This is a genomic window from Sphingomonas sp. CFBP 13706, from assembly GCF_014842355.1.
Classification (GTDB): domain Bacteria; phylum Pseudomonadota; class Alphaproteobacteria; order Sphingomonadales; family Sphingomonadaceae; genus Sphingomonas; species Sphingomonas aerolata.
In genome coordinates this window covers 342,356-365,232 of record NZ_JACYVM010000005.1, presented here as the reverse complement: position 1 = coordinate 365,232, position 22,877 = coordinate 342,356, and the positions used below count along the sequence as shown (strand labels likewise).

Below are 22,877 nucleotides of genomic sequence, written 5' to 3'. Positions count from 1 at the left end.
CTTGTTGGGTCATGCCAAGCACATTATCATGTCATGCGAAGGAGTCGTGACATGCAGACCGAACGCGTGACGTTTCTGACCACCCCCGATCACAAGGCGGCGCTCGACGCGTTTGCGGCGAGCAACGGCATGTCCGTCGGGCATGTCGTTCGCGAGGCGACGTCGCGCTATGTCGTGGAGGGCGACATGACCGAGGACGACCGCTTCAAGCTGTTGATCCACGAACTCGACGAGGCGCTCCCGGCGATGCACGCCGCGCTCGATGCGGCGATCGAGGGGCAGCAGCGTCTGCGCGCCGATATCGACGCCAGGCTGCGCGAGGCCGGGCTGTCCGCAGAGCGTGTCGCATGAGCATGATCGGCGACGCGATGCGGACGATCGAGTCCGTCATCCTGCTCCGCAGCAAGGTCGAGCGGTTGAACGAGGAACTTGCCGCGACCAACGGGCAGGTGCGACGCGTGGTCGACTCGGTCATCCAGATCAACGGACGCCTGATCCGCCTGGAAACGTTCGAGGAAATGCGGTCCGGGATACGACCGACCCCGAGGATCGAGCAATGATCGCGCTTCTGCTTCTCCAAGCCGCGGCTGCGACAAGCACAGCGACGCCCGCGTGGAAGCTCGCCGACCGGACCAATGCGGCGGGGGTGCGGAGCATCTCCACCTCGGTCACTGGCAATGACGGGCTGTCGCGGTTCGTGGTGAAGTGCGACGTCGGCACCGAGTCGATCGTGTCGATCCAGTTCATCCAGCCGCAGTCGCTCGGGCAGGGCGCGGACAAGCCGGTCGCGGTGCGCTTCGATGGCGGGCCGGCCTTCACCTATAACTGGCAGTTTCCGGGGACGGGGACCTACATCACCGATCCCGTGGCGATCACGCGGCTGACGACGTTCCTGGTGAAATCGAAGACGCTGCGCGTCGAGGCGACCAACGGCGCGGGCTTTGCAGTGCAGGCCAATTTCGTCGCGCCGCCGAGCGATGCGATGGTGCGGCAGGTGCTGGGGGTGTGCGGCTATACGCTCGGCGTCGTGCCGCCGCCGCCGCCCGCGCCGCCCGCGGCGGAGGATGCGCAATGACTCTCGGCCGCCTCAACCATGTCGGGGTCGCGACGCCGTCGATCGCGAAGTCGGTCGAGACGTACCGGGTGCTGCTCGGTGCGACGGTGATCGGGGAGCCGTTCGACCTGCCCGCGCAGGGTGTGAAGGTATGCTTCATCGATGCGCCCAACACGCAGATCGAGCTGATCGAGCCCTATGACGACAGCTCGCCGATCGCGGGGTTCCTGCGCAAGAACCCGGCGGGCGGGCAGCATCATGTGTGTTTCGAGGTGCCCGATATCGCTGTGGCGGTCGCGGAGCTGAAGGCCAAGGGGGCGACGGTGCTCGGCGAACCGCGGATCGGCGCGCATGGCACGCCGATCGTGTTCGTCCACCCGAAGGACTTTGGCGGGATGCTCGTCGAATTGATGGAGACGCCGGGGGAGGATCATTGAGCCTGCATCCTTCGTCCGTTCGTGGTGGGCGTGGTCGGAGTGCGTGGGACTCAGGCCCTTCGACTTCGCTCACGGCGAACGGACGGGGTGGGGCTTGCGGACTGGGGCGTAATCGATGGGGGAGACTGGCATGACCGCCTATGAGCATATCCTGAGCGAGCGGCGTGGCGACGTGCTGGTGCTGACGCTCAACCGGCCCGACCGGCTGAATGCGGCGCCGCCGGCGATGTTCGAGGAGATCGCCGCGGCGGTCGCCTCGCTCGACGGTGCGCGGGCGGTGTTGATCGCGGGTGCGGGGCGGGCGTTCTGTTCGGGCGCGGATGTCGGCGGCGGGGCGCTGGGGTCGGACGATCCGGGTGCGGCGACCTATCAAGCGCTGACGGGCAGCTATAATCCGGCGATGGCGGCGATCGCCGATCTGGGCGTGCCGGTGGTCAGCGCAGTGCGCGGGCCGGCGGCGGGGATCGGGTGCAGCCTCGCGCTCGCCGCGGATTTCTGCGTCGCGAGCGAGAGCGCGTATTTCCTCCAGGCGTTCGTCAATATCGGGCTGGTGCCCGATGGCGGCGCGTCGTGGATGCTGCCGCGGCTGATCGGGCGCGCACGCGCGACCGAGATGATGATGCTGGGCGAGCGGGTGCCCGCGGCGAAGGCGCTCGACTGGGGGATGGTGCACAAGGTCGTCGCGGACGATGCGCTCGACGCGGAGGCGTTCGCGCTGGCGGAGCGGCTGGCGGCGATGCCGACGGTGGCATTGGGGTTGATGCGGCGCGCGATCACCGCAGCCTATGCGAGCGATTATGCGGGCGCGATGGAGGCCGAGGCGGTCAACCAGCGTGCGGCGCGCGGGTCTGCGGATTCGATGGAAGGCGGGATCGCGTTCCTGACGAAGCGCAAGCCGGTGTTCACGGGGACGTGACATCCGTTTGTTTCACTACCCCGGCGGAGGCCGGGGCCCAATTGGGCAGCGGCGGATTGGCTGGTGCTGCGCTCAATTATTTCGACCTTTCCAACTGGGCCCCGGCCTTCGCCGGGGTGGTGTTTTGGGCATGACTGGCGCGACGAGTTCCACCCGTTCAGACGGGCACGCCGGTGTTCACGGGGCCATGGCACCCATTGATCGCGCCACCCCGGCGAAGGCCGGGGCCCAGTTGGGCAGCGGCGGATTGGCTGGTGCTGCGCTCAATAATTTCGACCTTTCCAACTGGGCCCCGGCCTTCGCCGGGGTGGTGTTTCAAGTATGACTGATACGCACAAACCAAATCCGACGCTTGCCGAGTGGGAGGCTGCTGCTGCCAAGGAGGTGAAGGGCGCCGACCTGACCTGGGCGACCCCGGAGGGGATCGACGTCAAGCCGCTCTATACCGCGGCGGACGTGACCGCCGACCCCGGCCTCCCGGGGTTCGCGCCGTTCACGCGCGGGGTGCGGGCGTCGATGTATGCGGGGCGGCCGTGGACGATCCGGCAATATGCGGGGTTCTCGACCGCGGAGGCGTCGAACGCGTTCTACCGGCGGAATCTTGCCGCGGGGCAAAAGGGGCTTTCGGTCGCGTTCGATCTGGCGACGCACCGCGGCTATGACAGCGACCATCCGCGCGTGACGGGCGATGTCGGCAAGGCCGGCGTCGCGATCGACAGCGTCGAGGACATGAAGATCCTGTTCGACGGGATTCCGCTCGACAAGATGTCGGTCAGCATGACGATGAACGGTGCGGTGATCCCGATCCTCGCCTTCTTCATCGTCGCGGGCGAGGAGCAGGGCGTGCCGCGGCACCTGCTCGACGGGACCATCCAGAACGACATTCTCAAGGAGTTCATGGTCCGCAACACGTACATCTACCCGCCCGAGCCAAGCATGCGGATCATCTCGGACATCTTCGGTTACACGTCGCGCGAGATGCCCAAGTTCAACAGCATCTCGATCAGCGGCTATCACATGCAGGAGGCGGGGGCGACGCAGTTCCACGAGCTCGCCTTCACGATCGCCGACGGCATGGAATACGTCAAATACGGCGTCGCGAGCGGGCTCGACATCGACAAGTTCGCCGGGCGGCTGTCGTTCTTCTTCGCGATCGGCATGAACTTCTTCATGGAGATCGCCAAGCTGCGCGCCGCGCGCGTGCTGTGGCACCGCGCGATGACCGAGCTGGGCGCGCAGGACGAGCGATCGAAGATGCTGCGCACGCATTGCCAGACGTCGGGCGTGTCGCTGACCGAGCAGGACCCGTACAACAACGTCATGCGCACGACGATCGAGGCGATGGCGGCGATGCTGGGGGGGACGCAGTCGCTCCACACCAACGCGCTCGACGAGGCGATCGCGCTGCCGACCGACTTTTCCGCGCGGATCGCGCGCAACACGCAGATCGTGCTGCAGGAAGAGACGGGGATGACCAAGGTCGTCGATCCGCTCGGCGGCAGTTACTATGTCGAGAGCCTGACGCAGAGCCTGGTCGATGGCGCGTGGACGCTGATCGAGCGGATCCAGGCCGAGGGCGGGATGGCGAAGGCGGTCGCGGCGGGCTGGCCCAAGGCGATGATCGAGGAGGCCGCGGCGGGACGCCAGGCGCGCGTCGATCGCGGCGAGGACGTCATCGTCGGCGTGAACAAGTACAAGCTGGCCGAACAGGACGCGATCGAGATCCTCGACGTGGACAATGTCGCGGTGCGCGCAGGCCAGGTCGAGCGGATCGCGCGGGTGAAGGCGACGCGGGACGAGGAGGCGTGCCGGGCGGCGCTCGATGCACTGCGCGAGGGGGCGAAGGGGTCCGAGAACCTGCTGGCGCTGGCGGTCGAGTGTGCGCGGGCGCGGGCGACGCTGGGCGAGATCTCGTCGGCGATGGAGGATGTGTTCGGGCGCTATGGCACGCAGCCGACGCCGGTGTCGGGCGTCTATGGCGGCGCGTACGAGGATGATGCGCGCTGGACGCGGCTGACCGACGGGGTCGAAGCGACCGAGCGGCGGCTGGGACGCAAGCCCCGGATGCTGGTCGCCAAGATGGGGCAGGACGGGCATGACCGCGGCGCCAACCTCGTCTCGTCGATGTTCGGCGATCTGGGGTTCGAGATCGTGCCGGGCGCGCTGTTCCAGACCCCGGCGGAGGTTGCCGCGCTGGCGTTGGCCAAGGACGTCGACGTGGTCGGCGCGTCGAGCCTGGCGGCGGGGCACAAGACGCTGATCCCCGAGCTGATCGGCCACCTGCGCGAGGCGGGACGCGCGGATATCAAGGTGATCGCGGGTGGCGTTATTCCCGCACAGGACTATCAGGCGCTGCGTGATGCCGGGGTCCAGGCGATCTTCGGACCCGGCACCAACCTGATCCAGGCCGCCGAGGACGTGTTGAAGCTCCTCGGCCATAATATGGGCCCGCAAGAGGAAGCCGCAGAATGACCGATACGATGATCCGCACGAGCCCCTCCGGTGACGTATATGGGGCACCTGCGAGCCCCTCCCCTTCAGGGGAGGGGTTGGGGTGGGGTTCCGCCGCGAACGCTGCGTCGGATATGCGGACGGGCCCCACCCCCAGCCCCTCCCCTGAAGGGGAGGGGGGTGAAGTTAGGACCGACTGGACGCGCGCGGAGATCGCGGCGCTGTTCGACCTGCCGTTCGACGCACTCATGTACCGGGCGCAGACCGTGCACCGGGCGCATCACGCGGTGAGCGAGGTGCGGCTGTGCACATTGCTGTCGATCAAGACCGGCGGCTGCCCCGAGGATTGCGGCTATTGTTCGCAGTCGGCGAGCGCGGATACACAGCTGAAGGCGGAAAAGCTGATGGACGTCGATGCGGTGCTCGCCGACGCGGCGCACGCCAAGGCGGCGGGATCGCAGCGCTTCTGCATGGGCGCGGCGTGGCGCAACCCTAAAGCCCGCGACATGCCGAAGGTCGTGGCGATGGTCGAGGGCGTCCGCGCGATGGGGCTGGAGACGTGCATGACGCTCGGGATGCTCGATGCGGAGCAGGCGCGGCAGCTCGCCGATGCGGGGCTCGATTACTACAACCACAACATCGACACGTCGCCGGAGAATTACGGCAACGTCATCACCACGCGGACGTTCGAGGATCGGCTCGAGACGCTGGCCAACGTGCGCGATGCGGGCATCTCGGTGTGTTGCGGCGGGATCGTCGGGATGGGCGAGACGCGCGGCGACCGCGTCGGCTTCGTCCATGCGCTCGCCACGCTGCCGCGGCATCCCGAGAGCGTGCCGGTCAATGCGCTGGTGCCGGTCAAGGGGACGGTGCTGGGCAACATGCTCGCCGATACGCCGCTCGCCAAGATCGACGATATCGAGTTCGTGCGGACCGTCGCGGTCGCGCGGATCACGATGCCGCTGAGCATGGTGCGGCTGTCGGCGGGGCGCGAGAGCATGTCCGAGGCGACCCAGGCGCTGTGCTTCATGGCGGGGGCGAATTCGATCTTCACCGGCGACACGCTGCTGACGACGGGCAATGCCGGCGACAGCGCGGATGCGGCGTTGCTGGCCAAGCTGGGGATGACGCCGATGACGGGTGCCGAACCGATGCGCGAGGCCAAGACATGCTGCTGATCGCACTCCTGGTCGCCGCCGCGCCGATGCAGCCCCAGTCGCAGGCGCAGGCGCAGATGACCCGGTCCGCGGGCAGCAGCTATGCGCAGGCGGATGCGGCGATGACCGCGCAGTGGAAGCGGACCTATGCCTATATGAAGCGGCGCGATGCACAGGACACGTCGCGTGGCGGTGGCTTCGGGTTTGCGGGATCGCTGCTCGAAAGCCAGCGCGCGTGGCTGAAGTTCCGCGACACGCAATGCGTGATCGAGGGCGGGCAATATGCCGGCGGATCGGCGCAGGCGATGACGATCGCCGGCTGCCGCACCGCCCTGACCAAGGCACGGACCGCGCAGCTCAAATCGATGATCTGGTACCAGTAAATACACGTCCGCACCCGGCGCCAAGCCGGGGAGACGGCACAGTTTAGGGCGAGAGATGTTCAAGAAAATCCTGGTTGCCAATCGCGGCGAGATCGCATGCCGCGTGATGCGCACCGCCAAGGCGATGGGGATCAAGACCGTCGCGGTCTATTCCGACGCCGATGTGCGCAGCCCGCACGTGCTGATGGCGGACGAGAGCGTGCGGCTGGGGCCAGCGCCCGCGGCGGAGAGCTATCTCAAGGCCGAGCTAATCCTGCTGGCGGCCAAGGAGACGGGCGCGGACTGTATCCATCCGGGATACGGCTTCCTGTCCGAGCGCGAGAGCTTCGCGCGGGCGTGCGCCGAGGCGGGGGTCGCGTTCGTCGGGCCACCGCCCGCCGCGATCGCGGCGATGGGCGACAAGATCGAATCGAAGAAGCTCGCCAAGGCGGCGGGCGTCAACGTCGTGCCGGGCTATCTGGGCGAGATCGCGGACACCGACGAGGCGGTGCGGATCGCGGGCGACATCGGCTATCCGGTGATGATGAAGGCGTCGGCGGGCGGCGGCGGCAAGGGCATGCGGCTGGCTTACGGCGAGCAGGACGTCCGCGAGGGCTTCGAGGCGACCAAGCGCGAGGGGCTGGCGTCGTTCGGCGACGACCGCGTGTTCATCGAGAAGTTCATCGAAAGCCCGCGGCATATCGAGATCCAGCTGATCGGCGACCAGCATGGCAACATCGTCTATCTCAACGAGCGCGAATGCTCGATCCAGCGGCGGCACCAGAAGGTCGTCGAGGAGGCGCCGTCGCCGTTCGTGACGCCGAAGATGCGCAAGGCCATGGGTGAGCAGGCGGTCGCGCTGGCGCGGGCGGTCGGCTATTATTCGGCCGGGACGGTCGAGCTGATCGTGTCGGGCGCGGATACGACCGGCGAGGGGTTCTACTTCCTCGAGATGAACACGCGGCTCCAGGTCGAGCATCCGGTGACCGAGGAGATTACCGGGCTGGATCTGGTCGAGCTGATGATCCGGGTGGCGGCGGGCGAACCGCTGGGGTTCGCGCAGGACGCGGTGAAGCTGAACGGCTGGGCGATCGAGAACCGGGTCTATGCGGAGGATCCGTATCGCGGGTTCCTGCCGAGCATCGGGCGGCTGGTGCGGTATAATCCGCCTGAGACGTCTCCCCTCCCGCTTGCGGGAGGGGGAGCAGAAGAACCCCGCGTCCGTGTCGACGATGGCGTGCGCGAGGGGGGCGAGGTCAGCATGTTCTATGACCCGATGATCGCCAAGCTGATCACCTGGGCGCCGACGCGCGACGGGGCGGTCGCGGCGCAGATCGCGGCGCTCGACGCGTTCGAGCTCGAGGGGCCGGGGAACAACATCGATTTCCTGTCGGCGATCATGCAGCATCCGCGCTTCCAGTCGGGGGCGCTGACGACCGGGTTCATCGCCGAGGAATATCCCGACGGGTTCCACGGCGCGCCTGCGGATGCGGCGTTGCTGACGACGCTCGCCGCGGTCGCCGCCTTTGCCGCGACGGCAGAAGCCGACCGCGCGCGGCGGATCGACGGGCAGCTCGGGCGGCGGCTGCGTCCGCCCGCGGACTGGGTGGTGACGATCGGCGGGACGGATCACGACGTGTGCGTGTCGACCGACGGGATTTCGGTCGATGGCGAAGAGCTCGACCTGTCGCTCGAATATACGCCGGGGGATCGGATGGTGATGGTCGAGGGCGACGAGCATCTCACGATCCGCATCGCGAAGGCGCGCGCGGGGTTCAGGCTGACGACGCGCGGCGCGAGCCATGTCGCGCGCGTGCTGCCCGCACGGGTCGCGCCCTATGCCGCGCACCTGATCGAGAAGGTCGCGCCCGATCTGTCGAAATTCCTGATCTGCCCGATGCCGGGGCTGCTCGTGCGGCTCGATGTCGCGGCGGGGGACCGGGTCGAGGCGGGGCAGGCGCTCGCGGTGGTCGAGGCGATGAAGATGGAGAATATCCTGCGCGCGGAGAAGACCGGCGTGGTGAAGTCGGTGTCGGCCGCGGCGGGGGACAGCCTGGCGGTGGATCAGGTGATTTTGGAGCTGGAATAGGTTTCAGCTCTTGTGTCCCCGCGAAGGCGGGGACCCAGACTGGGCTCCCGCCTGCGCGGGAGAACATGGGCTTCACCACCCCGGCGGAGGCCGGGGTCCAGTTGGGGGACGTGGCTGGGCTGATGCTGCGCGTCGTTACTCGAGCCTTCCCACCTGGGCCCCGGCCTTCGCCGGGGTGGTTTGGTTTGTGGTGGGGTGGGGTGGGGCTATTGCCGCACGCATTGTGCGCCTCCCCGGCGGAGGCCGGGTCCAGTTGGGGGACGTGGCTGGGCTGATGCTGCGCGTCGTTACTTCAGCTTTCCCAACTGGGCCCCGGCCTTCGCCGGGGTGGTGTGTAGGGAGGGCGGGCCATCGCGGCGGGCTCTCCCGTTTTTGGCTGTGACGCTGTAGAGCCGGGCGGATGATCGTTTTGCGCTATTTCGCCGCGTTGCTGCTGCTCGTGTCCGCCGTGCCTGCCGTCGCGCAGGACGAGGCGAAGGTGGCGACCGTGGCGGCGGGGCTGACGCGGGCGTCGGCGGAGTTGCAGGCGGTCGACGATGCGGCGGTCGAGGCGCGTGACGATGCGGCGCGGCAGGCGTTGCGGACGCGGGCGGAGGCGGTGCAGGCGACCGCGGCGGAGGCGGTGCGGGTGCTGACGCCCGAAATGGCGCTGGTCCAGGCGCGGGTGACCGAGCTGGGCGCGGCGACGCCGGGGGTGGTCGAGGCGCCCGAGATCCGCCAGCAGCGCCGGCTGCTCGCGCAGAGCCAGTCGGCGATCGATTCGGCGATCAAGCGCGCGCGGCTGATCGGGGTCGAGGCCAAGCAGCAGATCGACGATATCGGTGCGGCCGAGGCGGAGGAGCTGGGCCAGCAACTGTCCGAGCGCAGCGCGTCGCCGCTGTCGCCGACGCTGTGGACCGCGATCGTCGATCACCTGCCGCGCGACACCGCGCGGCTGAACCGGTTCGCGGCGACCGGCGTGCGCCAGTTCGTCCAGCGGTTCGACATGCAGGCGGCGATCATCGCGCTGACCGGGCTGCTGACAGCACTGGTGCTGCTCGTGCCGGTACGCGGTGCGCTCCACCGGCTGGGGCGCGGCTATGCGACCGATCATGCGCCGGGAGGGCGGATCCGGCGGTCCGCCTATGCGCTGTGGCTGGTGGTGATCGGCACGATGTTGCCCGGATTCGCCGCGCTGGCGTTCGTCGAGTCGCTGCGCTGGTCCGCCCTGCTGTCGCCCGCGTTCGACCAGATCGCGGCGCGTTTTGTCGGATTGTCGTTCTTTGCGGCCTTCCTGTCGGCGTTGGGCGGCGCGTTGCTGTTGCGCGCGCAGCCGAGCTGGCGGCTGTTGCCGATCGGCGACAGCGCAGCGCAGACGCTGCGCCCCTTCACCTGGGCGGCGGCGGGATTGGTGTTCTTCGGCCAGCTGCTGATCACGGCCAACGTGCTGGTCGGTGCGAGTGCGGCGGCGTCGACCGCGGCGAACGCGCTGATCGCGCTGCTCCACCTGGCGCTGATCGCCGGCGTGCTGGTCGCGCTCGGGCGACTGAGGGCGGCGGCCCAGCCCGATCCCGAGAAGCCCGCCCGCAACAGCCTGCTCGCGATCGTCGCGCTGGTCGTGTGGCTGGCGGTGCTGGTCGCGTTCGTCGCCACGCTGACCGGATACGTCAATTTCGCGCTGAAGACTGCGCAGTGGATGGTGTGGGGGGCGATCGTCGGCGCGACGCTGTACCTGATGATGACCTTCACCGACGACGCCTGCCGTGCCGCGCTGTCGAGCAGCAACCGGATCGGCCGCAGCGCGAACAGCGGCTTCGGGGTCGGCAACCGGACGGTCGACCAGATCGGCGTCCTGCTGTCGGCGGTGCTGCGGCTGATGCTGATCATGCTGGCGTTCGGCGCGGTGATGGCGCCGTTCGGGGCGGGCGTGACGTCGGTGTTCGAGCTGTTCGGGACGCTTGCGGGCGGGATCACGGTTGGCGAGATCACGATCTCGCCGGGCGCGGTGCTGCGCTCGATCGCGGTGCTGTTCGTTGCGCTGGCGATCATGCGCGGGCTGCAACACTGGCTGGTCAACAGTTACCTGCCGACGACCGCGATGGATGCGGGCGCGCAGAATTCGGTGACGATGGTCGCGCGCTATGCGGGGATCATCGCCGCGGTGCTGTGGGCGCTCGCCGCGCTCGGGATCGGCATGGAGAAGCTGGCGGTGGTGCTCGGTGCGCTGTCGGTGGGCATCGGCTTCGGCTTGCAGGCGATCACGCAGAATTTCGTGTCGGGGCTGATCCTGCTCGCCGAGCGGCCGGTCAAGATCGGCGACTGGGTGCGGATCGGCAACCAGGAGGGCGATGTGAAGCGGATCAACGTGCGGTCGACCGAGATCCAGGTCGCCGACCGATCGACGCTGATCGTCCCCAATTCGGAGCTGATCACCAAGACGATCCAGAACATGACGCTGGCCGCGCCGATCGGGCGGATCCAGCTGCAATTCTCGGTGCCGATCGAGAGCGATCTCGACGCGGTGCGGACGATGCTGTTCACCGCCTTTGCCGACCAGAGCGAGGTGCTCGACGATCCCGAGGTGAAGGTGTTCATCGATTCGGTCGATGGTGGCCGCGCGAAGCTCAACTGCTTTGCCTATGTCGCGAGCCCGCGTGATGCCTATCCGGTGCGCAGCGCGCTGCTGTTCACGCTGTTGCGCCAGTTCCGCGAGGCGGGGATCGACCTCGGCGCGACGACCACGCGGATGGAACTGATCGGGACGCCCCCCGCCGCCGGGGCTGCCGGAATCATGGCCGGACCGACCGACGCGGCGCGGTGAAGCGGCATAATCCTGCGACAATTGGCCCCTAGGTGCCGGGGTCAGGTCGATGGGATGTCAGGGTTATGCGTACACTGGGTTTGATGCTGGCGGTGAGCCTGCCGGCGATGGCGGCGGCGCAACAGGCGCCCGCGCCGGTGCCGGCGACAGAGGGCGCGCAGACGGACGGCGCTGCAGCCGAGCCGGAGGATGGCGTCGAGGGCGAGGAGATCGTCGTCACCGGATCGCGCAAGCTGCCCGGATCGGTGGTCGGCGACATTCCGCCCGACCAGACGCTCGGCCAGGCGGACATCCGCTCCTACGGCGTCAGCTCGGTGTCCGACCTGCTTGCCGAACTCAGCCCGCAGACGACGAGCGGGCGCGGCAGCGGGGGCGCGCCGGTGGTGCTGCTCAACGGGCGGCGCATCTCGAGCTTTTCCGAAATCCGCGACATCCCGACCGAGGCGATCCAGCGCGTCGAGATCCTGCCCGAGGAGGTCGCGCTGAAATATGGCTATCGCGCGGACCAGAAGGTCGTGAACTTCGTGCTGCGCCGCCGCTTTCGCGCGGTGACCGCGGAGGCGATCGACCGGATGCCGACCGAGGGGGGGACGAATACGCCGCAGGCCAAGCTCGACCTGCTGACGATCGCGCGCGACCGGCGGGTCAACCTGCATGCCGAATATACGACGAGTTCGGCGCTGACCGAGGCGGAGCGCGACATCGTGCCGATCGCCGGGGGCAACGGCAGCGGGGCGGTGGGAGCGGGCGGCGCGGTCGTCGATCCGACGCCGTTCCGCACGCTGCAGGGCCAGACGAGCACCTTCACCGCGAACAGCGTCTATGCGCGCAACATCTTCGGCAATGTCGGCGCGACGATCAACGGACGGCTCGAATCGACCGACAGCCGCAGCCTGAACGGCCTGCCCGTGGCCGCGCTGACGCTGGCGGACGGCAGCGTGATCAACCGTGCGCTCGACGATCCGGGCTTCCTGCCGCTGGCGCAGCGCGCGTCGTCGATCGCGGCGCATCTGGGCACGACGCTGAACGGCGATGTCGGCACGTGGCGCTGGACGGTGACGGGCAATTACGATCGCAGCGATACGCAGACCTTCACCGATACCGGCGTCGATGCGGGCGCGTTCAATGCGCGGCTGGCGGCGGGCGATCCGACCGCGGTGCCGCTGGGCGCGCTGACCGCGGCGGATATCGGCGCGGCGGCGGGCAACCGCGCCTATGCGACGCAGAGCATCGGCGGGATCGACGCGGTCGCCAATGGCCGGCTGTTCGCGCTGCCTGCGGGCGACGTGTCGACGACGCTGAAGCTGGGCGCGGAGACCGCCGACTTCGACAGCCGGTCGGATCGCGGCGGGTTCGCGCAGCGCGGGCAGGTGGCGCGCGACACGGTCAACGGCCAGGTCAATGTCGACCTGCCGATCGCGAGCCGGTCGAAGGACGTGCTGCCGTTCCTCGGCACGCTGTCGGCGAACTTCAACCTGGCGCAGGATCATTTGTCGGATTTCGGCACGCTGACCACGCTTGGTTACGGCGCGAACTGGGCGCCGATCCCGGCGGTGCGGCTGATCGCGTCGGTGACCGACACCGACCAGGCGCCGACCGCGCAGCAGCTGGGCAATCCGTCGATCACGACGCCCAATGTCCGCGTGTTCGATTATGTCCAGGGCACGACCGCGACCGTCACCACGATCAGCGGCGGCAATCCCGGGCTGAGCGCGGACAATAACCGCGTGACAAAGCTGGGGCTGACGGTGAAGCCCTGGGCGGGGCGCGAGGTGACGCTGACCGCCAATTATGTCGACAGCCGGACCGACAATCCGATCGCCGCCTTCCCGGCCGCGACCGCGGCGATCGAGGCGGCGTTTCCGGACCGGTTCGTCCGCGACGCGACGGGGGCGCTGCTGCAGGTCGACCGGCGGCCGATCAATTTCGCGCGGAGCGAACGGTCCGAACTGCGCTGGGGGATCAATTTCTCCGCGCCGCTGAAGTCGAAGATCCAGCGCGAGCTCGAGGCGTTTCGCGCGGGGACGGGGCCCAATCCGTTTGCCGGGATGCAGCCGCCCGGCGGCGGGCGGCCGCGTGGTGAAGGCGGGCGGGGTGAAGGACCGCGGGGCGAAGGCGCCGGGCCGGGTGAGGGACGCGGCGGCGGTGGCCCGGGCGGTCCGGGCGGCGGGGGCGGCGGCTTCGGGCGCGGCGGGCGCGGGCAGGGCGGCGGGCGTGTCCAGTTCGCGCTGTATCACACCTGGCGCTTTACCGACCGCGTGCTGGTCGCGGAGGGCGGGCCGAGCCTGAACCTGCTCGACGGCGATGCGATCGGCAATAATGGCGGGTCGGCGCGGCACAGCCTCGAGGCGCAGGCGGGCTATAGCAACAATGGTCTGGGCGCGCGGCTGTCGGCGAATTACGCGGCGGGCACTAGGGTCGATGGCGGGACCGCGGCGGCGCCCGAGACGCTCAATTTCGGCGGGCTGGCGACCGCAAACGTGCGGCTGTTCGCGGATCTGGGGCAGCGGCTCGAATGGGTGAAGGCGCGGCCGTGGCTGCGCGGGATGCGCGTCACGCTGTCGGTCGACAATGTGTTCAACACGCGGCAGCGGGTGACCGATGCGAGCGGGGCGGTGCCGAATACCTATCAGCCGGATTATCTGGATCCGCTGGGGCGGACGGTGCGGTTGAGCGTGCGGAAGCTGTTTTTCTGAGGCTCGCGTCATCCTGACTTTCGTCAGGATGACGGATTTGAGGTTAGAGGCCGATCTTGCTCGCGAGCCAGCGGGCGGCGGCTTCGGGGGTCTGTTTGTCGGTGTCGCGGTCGACCTGGTAGTTGGCGGTGCGCATCGCCTCGACCGGGATGCGGCCGATAAGCGGGCGGAGCGCGGCGGTGAAGCGCGCGTCGTTCGCACGCGCGGGGGCGACCATCAGGATCGCGTCATAGCCCGGGATCGCGTGGCGCGGGTCGGTGAGCACGGTCAGCTTGTCCGCGGCGATCCGGCCGTCCGAGGAAAAGGCGGAGATGACGTCCGCCTTCCCGCTCTGCAGTGCGCGGTACATGAAGGTCGGGCTGTACGGCGTGGTGCGCGCGAAGCGCAGCGGATAGGCGCGTTTCACCGCCGCCCATTCGGGGCGTTCGAGGAATTCGAGGTCGCTGCCGAGCGTCAGGCCGGGCGCGGCCTTCACCAGATCGTCGAGGCTCGCGATACGCTGGCGGCGCGCCACGTCCGCCTTCATCGCAAAGGCATAGGCGTTCTCGAACCCGAGCGTGCCGACCAGGCCGACGCCGTGCGTGCTCTTCGCCCAAGCGCCGATATCGGCGACAATCTTCGTGCGCTCGGGCACGTCGCTGCGCTTCATCTCGTTGGCCCAGATCGTGCCGGCATAGTCGACATAGACGTCGATATCGCCGCCTGAGAGCGCACCGAAGACGAGCGCGGAGCCCAGACCGTCGCGATAGGTGACGGTGTAGCCGGCGCGCGTCAGCCGGTCGCCGATCAGCCGGGCGAGGATATATTGCTCGGAGAAGTTCTTCGCGCCGACGACGACCGTCCGGTCGCCGCCGCCGCCGCGGGGCCAGAGCGGCGCGGTGGCGAGCGCGGTCCCTGCGACCAGCAGCGCGGCGCTCGCGATCCACAGCCAGCGGCGGCGTGCGCGGATGCCCTGTTCGATCCCGCCGATCAGCGCGTCGACGATAAGCGCGAGCGCCGCTGCGCTGACGCAGCCGGCGAGGACCAGCGCCCAGTTCTGCGTCTGGAGCCCGGCGAAGATCAGGTCGCCCAGACTCGGCTGGCCGACCGTGGTCGACAGCGTCGCCGCGCCGATCGTCCAGACCGCGGCGGTGCGGATACCGGCGACGACGACGGGGGCGGCGAGCGGGGCCTCGACGAGGCGGAGCTTCTGCGCGGGCGTCATGCCGACCGCGTCGGCGGCCTGCGACACCGCGGGATCGAGCCCCTGCAGCCCCGCGACCGCGTTGCGCAGGATCGGCAGCAGCGCATAGAGCGTGAGCGCGATCAGCGAGGGGAGGAAGCCCAAGGCGGGGATCCCGCCGCCGACCAGCGCGGACAGGCTGAGCAGCAGCGGATAGAAGAGCGCGAGCAGCGCGAGGCTGGGGACCGTCTGGACGAGGCTGGCAAAGCCCAGCGCAACGCGTGCGACCGCGGCGTTGCGCGCGGACCAGATGGCGAGCGGCAGGCTGATCGCGATGCCGAGAAGGAGCGCCGCCGCGGACAGCAGGACGTGGCTGGCGAGCAGCGGCGGCACGCGGGTCAGCGCGTCGAGGAACGCGCTCATGCGACGAGCGCCCGGAGGCGGTCGGCCTGCGCGCGCGGGACCTGGACCAGCGCCTGGGCGTCGTCGCCGCCCTCACCCGCGACGAGCGCGGCAGGGGTCGCATCGGCGACGATCCGCCCGGCCTTCATGACGAGCACGCGGTCGGCGAGCAGCAAGGCCTCCGCCATGTCGTGCGTGACGAGGATGGTGGTGAGGCCCAGCCGGTCGTGCAGCTCGCGGATGCGCGTGCCGAGCGCGTCGCGGGTGACGGGATCGAGTGCGCCGAACGCCTCGTCGAGGAGCAGGAGCTTTGCCCCGGGCGCGAGCGCGCGGGCGATGCCGACGCGCTGGCGCTGGCCGCCCGACAGCGCGTCGGGCAGGCGTCCGGCGATGCCGCGCGGCAGGTCGACGAGATCGAGCAGCGCGCCGACATCGGCCTCGTCGCCGCGGCCGGCGATGCGCAGCCCGATCGCGATGTTCTCGGCGATCGTCATGTGCGGGAACAGGCCGATATTCTGGAAGACATAGCCGACCCGGCGGCGCAGCGCGGGCGCGGGGCCGTGCGTGACGTCGGTGCCGTCGAGCAGGACGCGGCCGTCGCTGGGCTCGACGAGGCGGTTGATCGTCTTGAGGAGGGTCGACTTGCCCGATCCAGACGTGCCGACGAGCGCGACGAAGCTGCCGCCCGCGATCTCGAGAGAGACCGCATCAACCGCGATCGTCGCGCCGTAAGCCCTGGTGACGCGTTCGAAAGCGAGCGCTGGAGATTGATCTGGCATCTGGGCGCAGGATGCGGGAAACATACCGCAAAATCAAACGGAGAGGATCGGCCATGAGCCAGCAGAGCATATTCATCACCGGCGGCGGATCGGGGATCGGCCGCGCGACCGCTTTGCTGTTCGCGCGCAAGGGCTGGCGGATCGGGCTGGCGGACGTCAGCGCCGCGGGGCTGGCCGAGACCGCGGCGCTGCTGCCCGAGGGGGCGTCGACCTATGTCATGGACGTACGCGACCGCGACGCGTGGGTGGCGTCGCTCGATGCGTTCACGGCCGTGACGGGCGGGCGGCTCGACGTGCTGTTCAACAATGCCGGGATCGGCTCAGGCGGGCCGCTCGCGACGACCGAGTTCGCCGAGATCGACCGGGTGGTCGGCGTCAACCTGGTCGGCGTCCTGAACGGGGCGAAGATCGGCCATGGCTATCTGAAGCGGACGCCGGGATCGTGCCTGCTCAACACCGCGTCGGCGTCGGCGATCTATGGCTCGTCGGGGCTGGCGCCCTATTCGGCGACCAAGTTCGGGGTGCGCGCGATCACCGAGGCGCTCGACGGCGAATGGGCGGGCGACGGGATCAAGGTGCGCGCGATCGTGCCGAGCTTCATCGACACGCCGCTGCTGAACACGACCGCGGGGGGATCGAACCGGTCGATCCGCGAGACGGTGAAGGGCGCGGGGCTCGAGCTGACCGGGGTCGAGGCGGTCGCCGACGCGGCCTGGGCGGCGGTGCACGGCAATGCGGTCCACACCTATGTCGGCAAGACCGCGCACCGCATGGCGTTCGCCGCGCGCTGGATGCCGGGGTCGCTGCGCAAGCGGATGCGGCGGAGTGTGAAGCGCTAGGGGGGCGGCGGGGTGTCGCGCCCTATCCGTCATCCCAGGCTCGACCCGGGACCCAGAGTTGCGGGCGTTGCCGTTTGTGGCTCTGGATCCTGACTTTCGTCAGGATGACGGGGGGCGTCAGGATGACGGGAGGACCGTCAGGAGTCGCCGACGATGGCGTCGATCGCTTCGGCCATTTCGATGTCGCGGGGGGAGAGGCCGCCGGCGTCGTGGGTGGTCAGCAGGATCTCGACGCGGTTCCAGACATTCTTCCATTCGGGATGATGGTTGGCGCGCTCCGCGATCAGCGCGACCTGAGTCATGAAGCCGAATGCCTCGACGAAATCGGCGAACACGATCGTCCGCGTGATCGCGTCGCGGCCATCGTCATAATCCCACTCGTCGAGTCCATCGAGCGCCTCGGCCCGCTCGGTCTCGTTCAGTGCCTCGATCATTCGCGTACCCTTGCAGCTATGGATCGCCAACGCGTATGGCTGGAGCCATGAGCGGGCAAGCGACAATCCATGGTGATACGCAGGGGCTCGCGCCCGATGCGGCTGCGATCGAGGCGATCGGGCGCGCGACGATCGCGCGGTTGCCCGCCGAATTCCGCGTGCATCTGGGCGACGTGGTCTTCGCCATCGAGGAATTCGCCGACGAGGAGACGCTGGCAGAGCTCGGCATCGAGCATCCGTTCGACCTGTCGGGGGTGTATCAGGGGCGGCCGCTGGGCGAGAAATCGTCGATGGATACGGGCGCGATGCCCGACCGCATCACCTTGTACAGGCGTGCGATCCTCGAGGAATGGATCGAGACGGGGGTGCGGCTCGACGATCTGGTCGCGCATGTCACGATCCACGAGATCGGGCATCATTTCGGGCTGAGCGACGACGACATGCATGCGCTGGAAGACGCCGCGGCGTGAGCCTGGCGTTTCGCCGTGTCGCCTGCGACCGCGGCGGACGGCGGCTGTTCGACGACGTGTCGTTCGCGCTGGCGGCGGGTGAGGCGGCGGTCGTCGCGGGGCCCAACGGCGTCGGCAAGTCGAGTCTGATCCGGATCGCCGCGGGGCTGTTGCGGCCCGCCGCGGGTGAGGCCACGGCGATCGGGCGCATCGCGCTGCTCGCCGAGGCGGCGGCGCTGGATGCGGAGCGCACGGTACGCGAGGGGCTGACATTCTGGGCGGCGCTCGACGGCGCGGATAGTGCGGCGGTGGCGCAGGCGCTCGACGCGGTCGGGCTCGCGGCGCTGGCGGGGGTGCCGGTGCGGATGCTGTCGACCGGGCAGCGGCGGCGGGTGGCGATGGCGCGCGTGGTCGCGTCGGGCGCACCGATCTGGCTGCTCGACGAACCGGGCAACGGGCTCGATGCGAAGTCGCTCGGGCGGCTCGAGGCGCTGATCGCGCGGCACCGGGGCGGGGGCGGGATCGTGCTGGCCGCGACGCATCTGCCGCTGGCGATTCCGGGGGCGCAGACGATCCATCTGTCGGGTGAGGAGACGGCGTGATGCTGGCGCTGACCTTGCGCGACGTGCGGCGCGGCTATGCGGGGGGCGGGGCGGCGTTGGTCGTCGCGTTCTTCCTGCTGGTCGCGGTGCTGTTTCCGTTCGCGATCGGGCCCGATGCGGCGGTGCTCGCGCGGGTCGGGGGCGGGGTGATCTGGGCGGCAGCGCTGCTCGCGGCCTTGCTGCCGGTCGAGCGGCTGGTGGGGCCGGACCTGGAGAGCGGGGTGCTCGACCAGTTGCGGGTGCGCGGGGTGTCGCTGGCGCTGGTCGCGGCGGCGAAGATCGTCGCGCACTGGGTGGCGTTCGCGCCGCCGCTGATGCTGGCGGCGGTGATCGCGGCGGGGTTGCTCGATCTGTCGGGGGCGACGTTGCTGCGGGTCGAGATCGGGCTGGCGATCGGGACGCCGGGGCTCGCCGCGCTTGCGGTCGCGACGGGGGCGCTGGTCGCGGGGTTGCGCGGCGGGAGTGCGGTGGCGGGGCTGGTGATGCTGCCGCTCGCGGTGCCGTTGCTGATCTTTGGCGCGGGGGCGCTCGATCCGGTCGGCGGGGCGGGGGCGTTCAAGCTGCTCGGCGCGGTGAGCCTGGTGCTGGTGGCGGGGGCGCCGTTCGTCGCGGGGGCGGCGATGCGGGCGGGGATGGAGTAGGCGGGGGTTGGGGCTGGTGCTTCGACTTCGCTCAGCACGAACGGTTTGGGTTGGGGCGGGGCTGTGCTTCGACTTCGCTCAGCACGAACGGCTTGGGGCTGGTCCCGCGTCAGTCGCGGGACCAGCGGGCCCAGATGGCGGTGGGGAGGGTGAGGCCGCGGGTTTCCTCGCGGACGCCGAGTTCGCCCGCCTCGACCTTGCCGGGCAGGTCGGCGAAGACCTGGTTGAGCAGTTCGCCGATCGCGAGCGCGGACATGCGGACCGCGTAGACGGTCAGGAACAGGAAGCGCGAATTCTCGTCGAGCAGCTTGCGGCAATCGGCGATGAGGCGGGGGAGATCCTCCTCGAGCCGCCAGACCTCGCCCTCGGGACCGCGGCCATATTTGGGGGGATCGAGCAGGATGCCGTCATAGCGACGGCCGCGGCGCACTTCGCGCGCGACGAACTTGGCGGCGTCGTCGGTCATCCAGCGGATCGGCGCATCGGCCATGCCCGACAGCCGCGCATTGGCCTTGGCCGCCTCGACCGATTTCTTCGACGCATCGACATGGACCATGCGGACGCCCTTGGTCGCCATCGCGAGCGTGCCGACGCCGGTATAGCCGAACAGGTTCATGCATTCGGGGCTGTCGAGCCCGGCGACGCGCTCGCGCATCCAGCTCCACACCGGCGCCATGTCGGGGAAGAAGCCGAGATGGCGGAAGGGGGTGGTCTGCGCGGTGTAGGACACCTCGTTCCACTTGAGCGTCCAGCCCTCGCGGGGGACGGGCTCCGAGAATTCCCAGCGGCCGCCGCCATCCTCGTCCGAGCCGGGGACGAATTCGCCTTGTGCCTTCCAGTCGGTCGAGGCGGGGGCCCACATCGCCTGTGGTTCGGGGCGGATGAAGCGGAAGCGGCCATAGCGTTCGAGCTTCTTGCCATGGCCGGAATCGATCAGGCCGTAATCGGCCCAGGGTTCGCCGATGAGGGTGTCGAGCGTCTTCATGCCGACGGCTTCGCGCGGTCGGCGATATAGGCGGTGATCGCGTCGAAGGTGGCAGGCAAGGTGACGTAGCGTTCCTCGCGCTGAAACAGGTCGCCGACACGCGCGGGGAGCGAAGGCCGGACGCCGGTCGCGCGCTCGACCGCGTCGCGGAACTTGGCGGGATGCGCGGTGGCGAGCGTGACAACTGGGGTGCCGGGCGGCACCTCGGTACGCAGCGCGGCGGCGAGGCCGATCGCGGTGTGCGGGTCGATCACCTGGCCGGCATGCTCGTGCGCCCAGCGCATCGCGAGCGTCATGTCGTCGAGATCGACGCGGTCGCTCTGGAACAGCGCCGCCGCCCCCTGCGACTGCGCGTTGGTCAGCCGCATCGCGCCCGAGGATTCGAAGCCTGCCATCTGCGCGGCGAGCGCACTGCCGTCGCGGCTGCCGAGGTCGAACAGCAGGCGTTCGAAGTTCGAGCTGACCTGAATGTCCATCGACGGAGTCGGGGTCTGTTCGACGCCGGTCTTCGAATAGTCGCCGCTGCTGAGCGCGCGGTGGAGGATGTCGTTGACGTTGGTCGCGACGATCAGCCGCGCGACGGGAAGACCCATGCGGGCGGCGACATAGCCGGCGAAGACGTCGCCGAAATTGCCCGTGGGCACGGAGAAGGCGACCTCGCGGTCGGGTGCGCCGAGGCGGACCGCGGCGTAGAAGAAGTACACGACCTGCGCCATCAGCCGGGCCCAGTTGATCGAGTTCACCGCGGACAGCGCAAACCGGTCGGAGAAGCCGGGGTCGTTGAACATCGCCTTCACGAGCGCCTGCGCGTCGTCGAAGCTGCCTTCGATCGCGATGTTGTAGACATTGGGGCTGAGCACCGTCGTCATCTGGCGGCGCTGCACGTCCGAGATGCGGCCCGCGGGGTGGAGCATGAAGATGTCGATGCCCTCACGCCCCGCCACCGCGTCGATCGCGGCCGAGCCGGTATCGCCGCTGGTCGCGCCGACGATCGTCAGGCGCTTGGTGGTGCCCGCGAGGAAGCGTTCGAAGAAGAGGCCGAGCAGCTGGAGCGCGACGTCCTTGAACGCGAGCGTCGGGCCGTGGAAGAGTTCGAGCAGCCACTGGTCATGGTCGAGCTGGACCAGCGGGACGACGGCGGCGTGCGAGAAGCGGCCATAGGCCTGGTCGCAGAGCGCCTTCAGCTCGTCGCGCGTCATCGCGTCGCCGACGAACGGCGCCATGACGGCGACCGCGGTGTCGACATAGGAGAGGCCGGCGAGCGCGGCGATCTCGTCGCGGGTCATCGTCGGCCATGTCTCGGGGAGGTAGAGGCCGCCATCGGATGCGAGGCCGGCGAGCGTCGCCGCTTCGAAATCGAGGACGGGGGCCGAGCCGCGGGTGCTGATGTAACGCATGGCCAAGCCGGTTAGCGGGACGCAGCTTTCGACACAACCTTGCCGCGCCTGCCCAGTGCCAGGACATAAATGATCGCGGCTATGGCGGCGAAGAAGAACCACTGGCCGGCATAGGCGAGATGGTTGTTCGGGACCGCGTCGAGGTCGGGCCTGCCATTGGGGGCGAGGCCGGCGGGCGGCGTGTCGGCGACGAGCATCAGCCGCGCCGGGGTCGGGTCGAACAGCGAACCGATCAGCGAGCGGCCGTCGGGGGCGTGGGTGATATAGCCCGAGACCGCGCCGCCGGGCCATTGCGGCTTGAGCTTCGGATCGCGCGTCGTGCCGAGCTGGACGATCATGCCGGGCCCCTCGGCGCCGGTGCGGCAGTCGGCGATGACGCGGAACCCCGCCTTGCCCGCGCCGGCGAGGCGGATCGCGGTCGGCTCGAGGCAGACGCCCGTCGCGCGGCGGAACAGCAGCGTCTCGTCGGGGAGGCTCGGGAACGCCATCGGCGGACGCGCGGGGTTGGCGGCGAGCTGGGCGAGGAACGCTTCCTTTTTGGGGAGGCGGTCGAGCAGCTGCCACAGGCCGAGCGCGATCATCGCCGCGACCGCGAGGGCTACGAGCAGCGTCGGGAGGACGGGGAAACGCCGGGTTGTCGTCACGGCTGGCTGCGACCCTCGCGCGCGGCGTTGCGATATTCGGCGGACATGAGCGCACCCTTGGCGGCGCGGAGCGACAGGATGACGCCCACGGCGGTGAACGGGATCCAGACCAGCATGTGCACCCAGAGCGGCGGGTGCAGCGTCAGCTCGAGCGTGATCGCGAGTGCGACGACGATCGCGCCGAGGATCAGCGTCAGGAACGCGGCGGGGCCGTCGCCGACGTTGAACTTGCTGAAGTCGAGGCCGCAATTGGAGCAGCGGTCGGCGAATTCGACCCATCTGGCGAAGAGGGTGGGCTTGCCGCAGCGCGGGCACAGGCCCTTGAGCGCGNGGGGGGGGGGGGGCTCATGCGCGGTCGCCTTGCCCGGTGTGGCTCCCCGCGACGGCGGGGATCCAGGCTGGGCTCCCGCCTTCGCGGGAGAACAGATTGGGGAGGGCGGGCGGTTCGCCAGGTGTCGCCTCCCCGGCGCAGGCCGGGGCCCAGTTGGGAGACGTTGCTGACTGAGGGCAGCGCTTCGTTACTGCGGCCTTCCCAACTGGGCCCCGGCCTTCGCCGGGGTGGTAGGCAGGGATGGAGGCGT

The 22,877-nt window shown here is 69.4% G+C and carries 22 protein-coding genes and 1 pseudogene; 16 read left to right on the top strand and 7 right to left on the bottom strand.

The window, feature by feature from the left end:
• Positions 1–51: 51 nt before the first annotated feature.
• The 12 genes from IFS44_RS12425 (at position 52) to IFS44_RS12375 (ending at position 13,962) form a co-directional block, all read left to right on the top strand.
• Positions 52–351 (top strand): hypothetical protein, encoded by a 300-nt coding sequence (locus IFS44_RS12425; protein WP_192098635.1) that lies wholly within the window; start codon positions 52–54, stop codon positions 349–351.
• Positions 348–560, top strand: coding sequence for a hypothetical protein (locus tag IFS44_RS12420; RefSeq protein WP_037530777.1), 213 nt, complete (start codon positions 348–350; stop codon positions 558–560). Before IFS44_RS12425 ends, IFS44_RS12420 begins: the two co-directional genes overlap by 4 nt.
• The gene (locus IFS44_RS12415) at positions 557–1,075 is read left to right on the top strand and encodes a hypothetical protein (protein WP_192098634.1); all 519 of its coding nucleotides are present in this window, start codon (positions 557–559) and stop codon (positions 1,073–1,075) included. Before IFS44_RS12420 ends, IFS44_RS12415 begins: the two co-directional genes overlap by 4 nt.
• Positions 1,072–1,491: a methylmalonyl-CoA epimerase gene (gene mce, locus IFS44_RS12410; RefSeq protein WP_192098633.1), complete on the top strand. Its 420-nt coding sequence runs from the start codon at positions 1,072–1,074 to the stop codon at positions 1,489–1,491. The genes IFS44_RS12415 and mce overlap by 4 nt, the downstream gene beginning before the upstream one ends.
• Positions 1,492–1,621: 130 nt before the next feature.
• Entirely contained in the window at positions 1,622–2,407 is a 786-nt protein-coding gene (locus IFS44_RS12405; protein ID WP_183936157.1) for an enoyl-CoA hydratase-related protein, read from the top strand.
• A gap of 130 nt (positions 2,408–2,537) precedes the next feature.
• Complete coding sequence (locus tag IFS44_RS21905; protein WP_206757836.1) at positions 2,538–2,732, top strand: hypothetical protein; 195 nt, start codon at positions 2,538–2,540, stop codon at positions 2,730–2,732.
• Positions 2,729–4,879 carry a methylmalonyl-CoA mutase gene (gene scpA / locus IFS44_RS12400; protein WP_192098632.1) on the top strand — a complete coding sequence of 717 codons (2,151 nt, stop codon included), beginning with the start codon at positions 2,729–2,731 and terminating at the stop codon, positions 4,877–4,879. Before IFS44_RS21905 ends, scpA begins: the two co-directional genes overlap by 4 nt.
• A gap of 113 nt (positions 4,880–4,992) precedes the next feature.
• The gene (bioB, locus tag IFS44_RS12395; RefSeq protein ID WP_192098631.1) at positions 4,993–6,036 is read left to right on the top strand and encodes a biotin synthase BioB; all 1,044 of its coding nucleotides are present in this window, start codon (positions 4,993–4,995) and stop codon (positions 6,034–6,036) included.
• Positions 6,027–6,398: a lysozyme inhibitor LprI family protein gene (locus IFS44_RS12390; RefSeq protein WP_192098630.1), complete on the top strand. Its 372-nt coding sequence runs from the start codon at positions 6,027–6,029 to the stop codon at positions 6,396–6,398. The genes bioB and IFS44_RS12390 overlap by 10 nt, the downstream gene beginning before the upstream one ends.
• A 55-nt stretch (positions 6,399–6,453) precedes the next feature.
• Entirely contained in the window at positions 6,454–8,466 is a 2,013-nt protein-coding gene (locus IFS44_RS12385) for an acetyl-CoA carboxylase biotin carboxylase subunit (protein ID WP_192098629.1), read from the top strand.
• A 400-nt stretch (positions 8,467–8,866) separates the two neighbouring features.
• Positions 8,867–11,266, top strand: a complete 2,400-nt coding sequence (locus tag IFS44_RS12380; protein WP_192098628.1) for a DUF3772 domain-containing protein — start codon at positions 8,867–8,869, stop codon at positions 11,264–11,266.
• A 65-nt stretch (positions 11,267–11,331) separates the two neighbouring features.
• Complete coding sequence (locus IFS44_RS12375; protein WP_192098627.1) at positions 11,332–13,962, top strand: TonB-dependent receptor; 2,631 nt, start codon at positions 11,332–11,334, stop codon at positions 13,960–13,962.
• Positions 13,963–14,005: 43 nt separating this feature from the next.
• On the opposite strand, the gene IFS44_RS12370 is transcribed toward IFS44_RS12375, so the two are convergent.
• Together IFS44_RS12370 and IFS44_RS12365 are read right to left on the bottom strand one after the other, a co-directional pair.
• A complete protein-coding gene (locus IFS44_RS12370) occupies positions 14,006–15,547 on the bottom strand; it encodes an ABC transporter permease/substrate-binding protein (protein WP_192098626.1) in 1,542 nt (513 codons plus the stop codon).
• Positions 15,544–16,305 carry an ABC transporter ATP-binding protein gene (locus IFS44_RS12365; RefSeq protein WP_192098625.1) on the bottom strand — a complete coding sequence of 254 codons (762 nt, stop codon included), beginning with the start codon at positions 16,303–16,305 and terminating at the stop codon, positions 15,544–15,546. Before IFS44_RS12365 ends, IFS44_RS12370 begins: the two co-directional genes overlap by 4 nt.
• Before the next feature lie 53 nt (positions 16,306–16,358).
• Between IFS44_RS12365 and IFS44_RS12360 the strand changes: the two genes are divergently transcribed.
• A complete protein-coding gene (locus IFS44_RS12360) occupies positions 16,359–17,144 on the top strand; it encodes an SDR family oxidoreductase (protein WP_192098624.1) in 786 nt (261 codons plus the stop codon).
• A gap of 137 nt (positions 17,145–17,281) precedes the next feature.
• Here IFS44_RS12360 and IFS44_RS12355 read toward each other — a convergent pair whose 3' ends face one another.
• Positions 17,282–17,578 carry a 4a-hydroxytetrahydrobiopterin dehydratase gene (locus IFS44_RS12355; protein WP_031394518.1) on the bottom strand — a complete coding sequence of 99 codons (297 nt, stop codon included), beginning with the start codon at positions 17,576–17,578 and terminating at the stop codon, positions 17,282–17,284.
• 47 nt (positions 17,579–17,625) lie between these two features.
• Between IFS44_RS12355 and IFS44_RS12350 the strand changes: the two genes are divergently transcribed.
• The 3 genes from IFS44_RS12350 to IFS44_RS12340 are packed head-to-tail and all read left to right on the top strand — an operon-like array spanning position 17,626 to position 19,270.
• Positions 17,626–18,048 (top strand): metallopeptidase family protein, encoded by a 423-nt coding sequence (locus IFS44_RS12350; protein ID WP_244650221.1) that lies wholly within the window; start codon positions 17,626–17,628, stop codon positions 18,046–18,048.
• Positions 18,045–18,629: a heme ABC exporter ATP-binding protein CcmA gene (gene ccmA / locus IFS44_RS12345; RefSeq protein WP_192098682.1), complete on the top strand. Its 585-nt coding sequence runs from the start codon at positions 18,045–18,047 to the stop codon at positions 18,627–18,629. Before IFS44_RS12350 ends, ccmA begins: the two co-directional genes overlap by 4 nt.
• Positions 18,629–19,270: a heme exporter protein CcmB gene (locus IFS44_RS12340; protein WP_192098622.1), complete on the top strand. Its 642-nt coding sequence runs from the start codon at positions 18,629–18,631 to the stop codon at positions 19,268–19,270. Before ccmA ends, IFS44_RS12340 begins: the two co-directional genes overlap by 1 nt.
• A gap of 109 nt (positions 19,271–19,379) precedes the next feature.
• Here IFS44_RS12340 and IFS44_RS12335 read toward each other — a convergent pair whose 3' ends face one another.
• The 4 genes and pseudogenes from IFS44_RS12335 to IFS44_RS12320 form a co-directional block, all read right to left on the bottom strand.
• On the bottom strand, positions 19,380–20,255 hold the full coding sequence (locus IFS44_RS12335; RefSeq protein WP_056017567.1) for a class I SAM-dependent methyltransferase: 876 nt from the start codon (positions 20,253–20,255) through the stop codon (positions 19,380–19,382).
• Entirely contained in the window at positions 20,252–21,652 is a 1,401-nt protein-coding gene (gene thrC, locus IFS44_RS12330) for a threonine synthase (protein ID WP_192098621.1), read from the bottom strand. Before thrC ends, IFS44_RS12335 begins: the two co-directional genes overlap by 4 nt.
• 11 nt (positions 21,653–21,663) lie before the next feature.
• Positions 21,664–22,296 (bottom strand): SURF1 family cytochrome oxidase biogenesis protein, encoded by a 633-nt coding sequence (locus tag IFS44_RS12325; protein ID WP_342366418.1) that lies wholly within the window; start codon positions 22,294–22,296, stop codon positions 21,664–21,666.
• A pseudogene (locus IFS44_RS12320) lies at positions 22,293–22,626 on the bottom strand (DUF983 domain-containing protein); the annotation flags it as partial. The pseudogene IFS44_RS12320 and the gene IFS44_RS12325, both read right to left, overlap by 4 nt.
• Between the last annotated feature and the right edge of the window lie 251 nt (positions 22,627–22,877).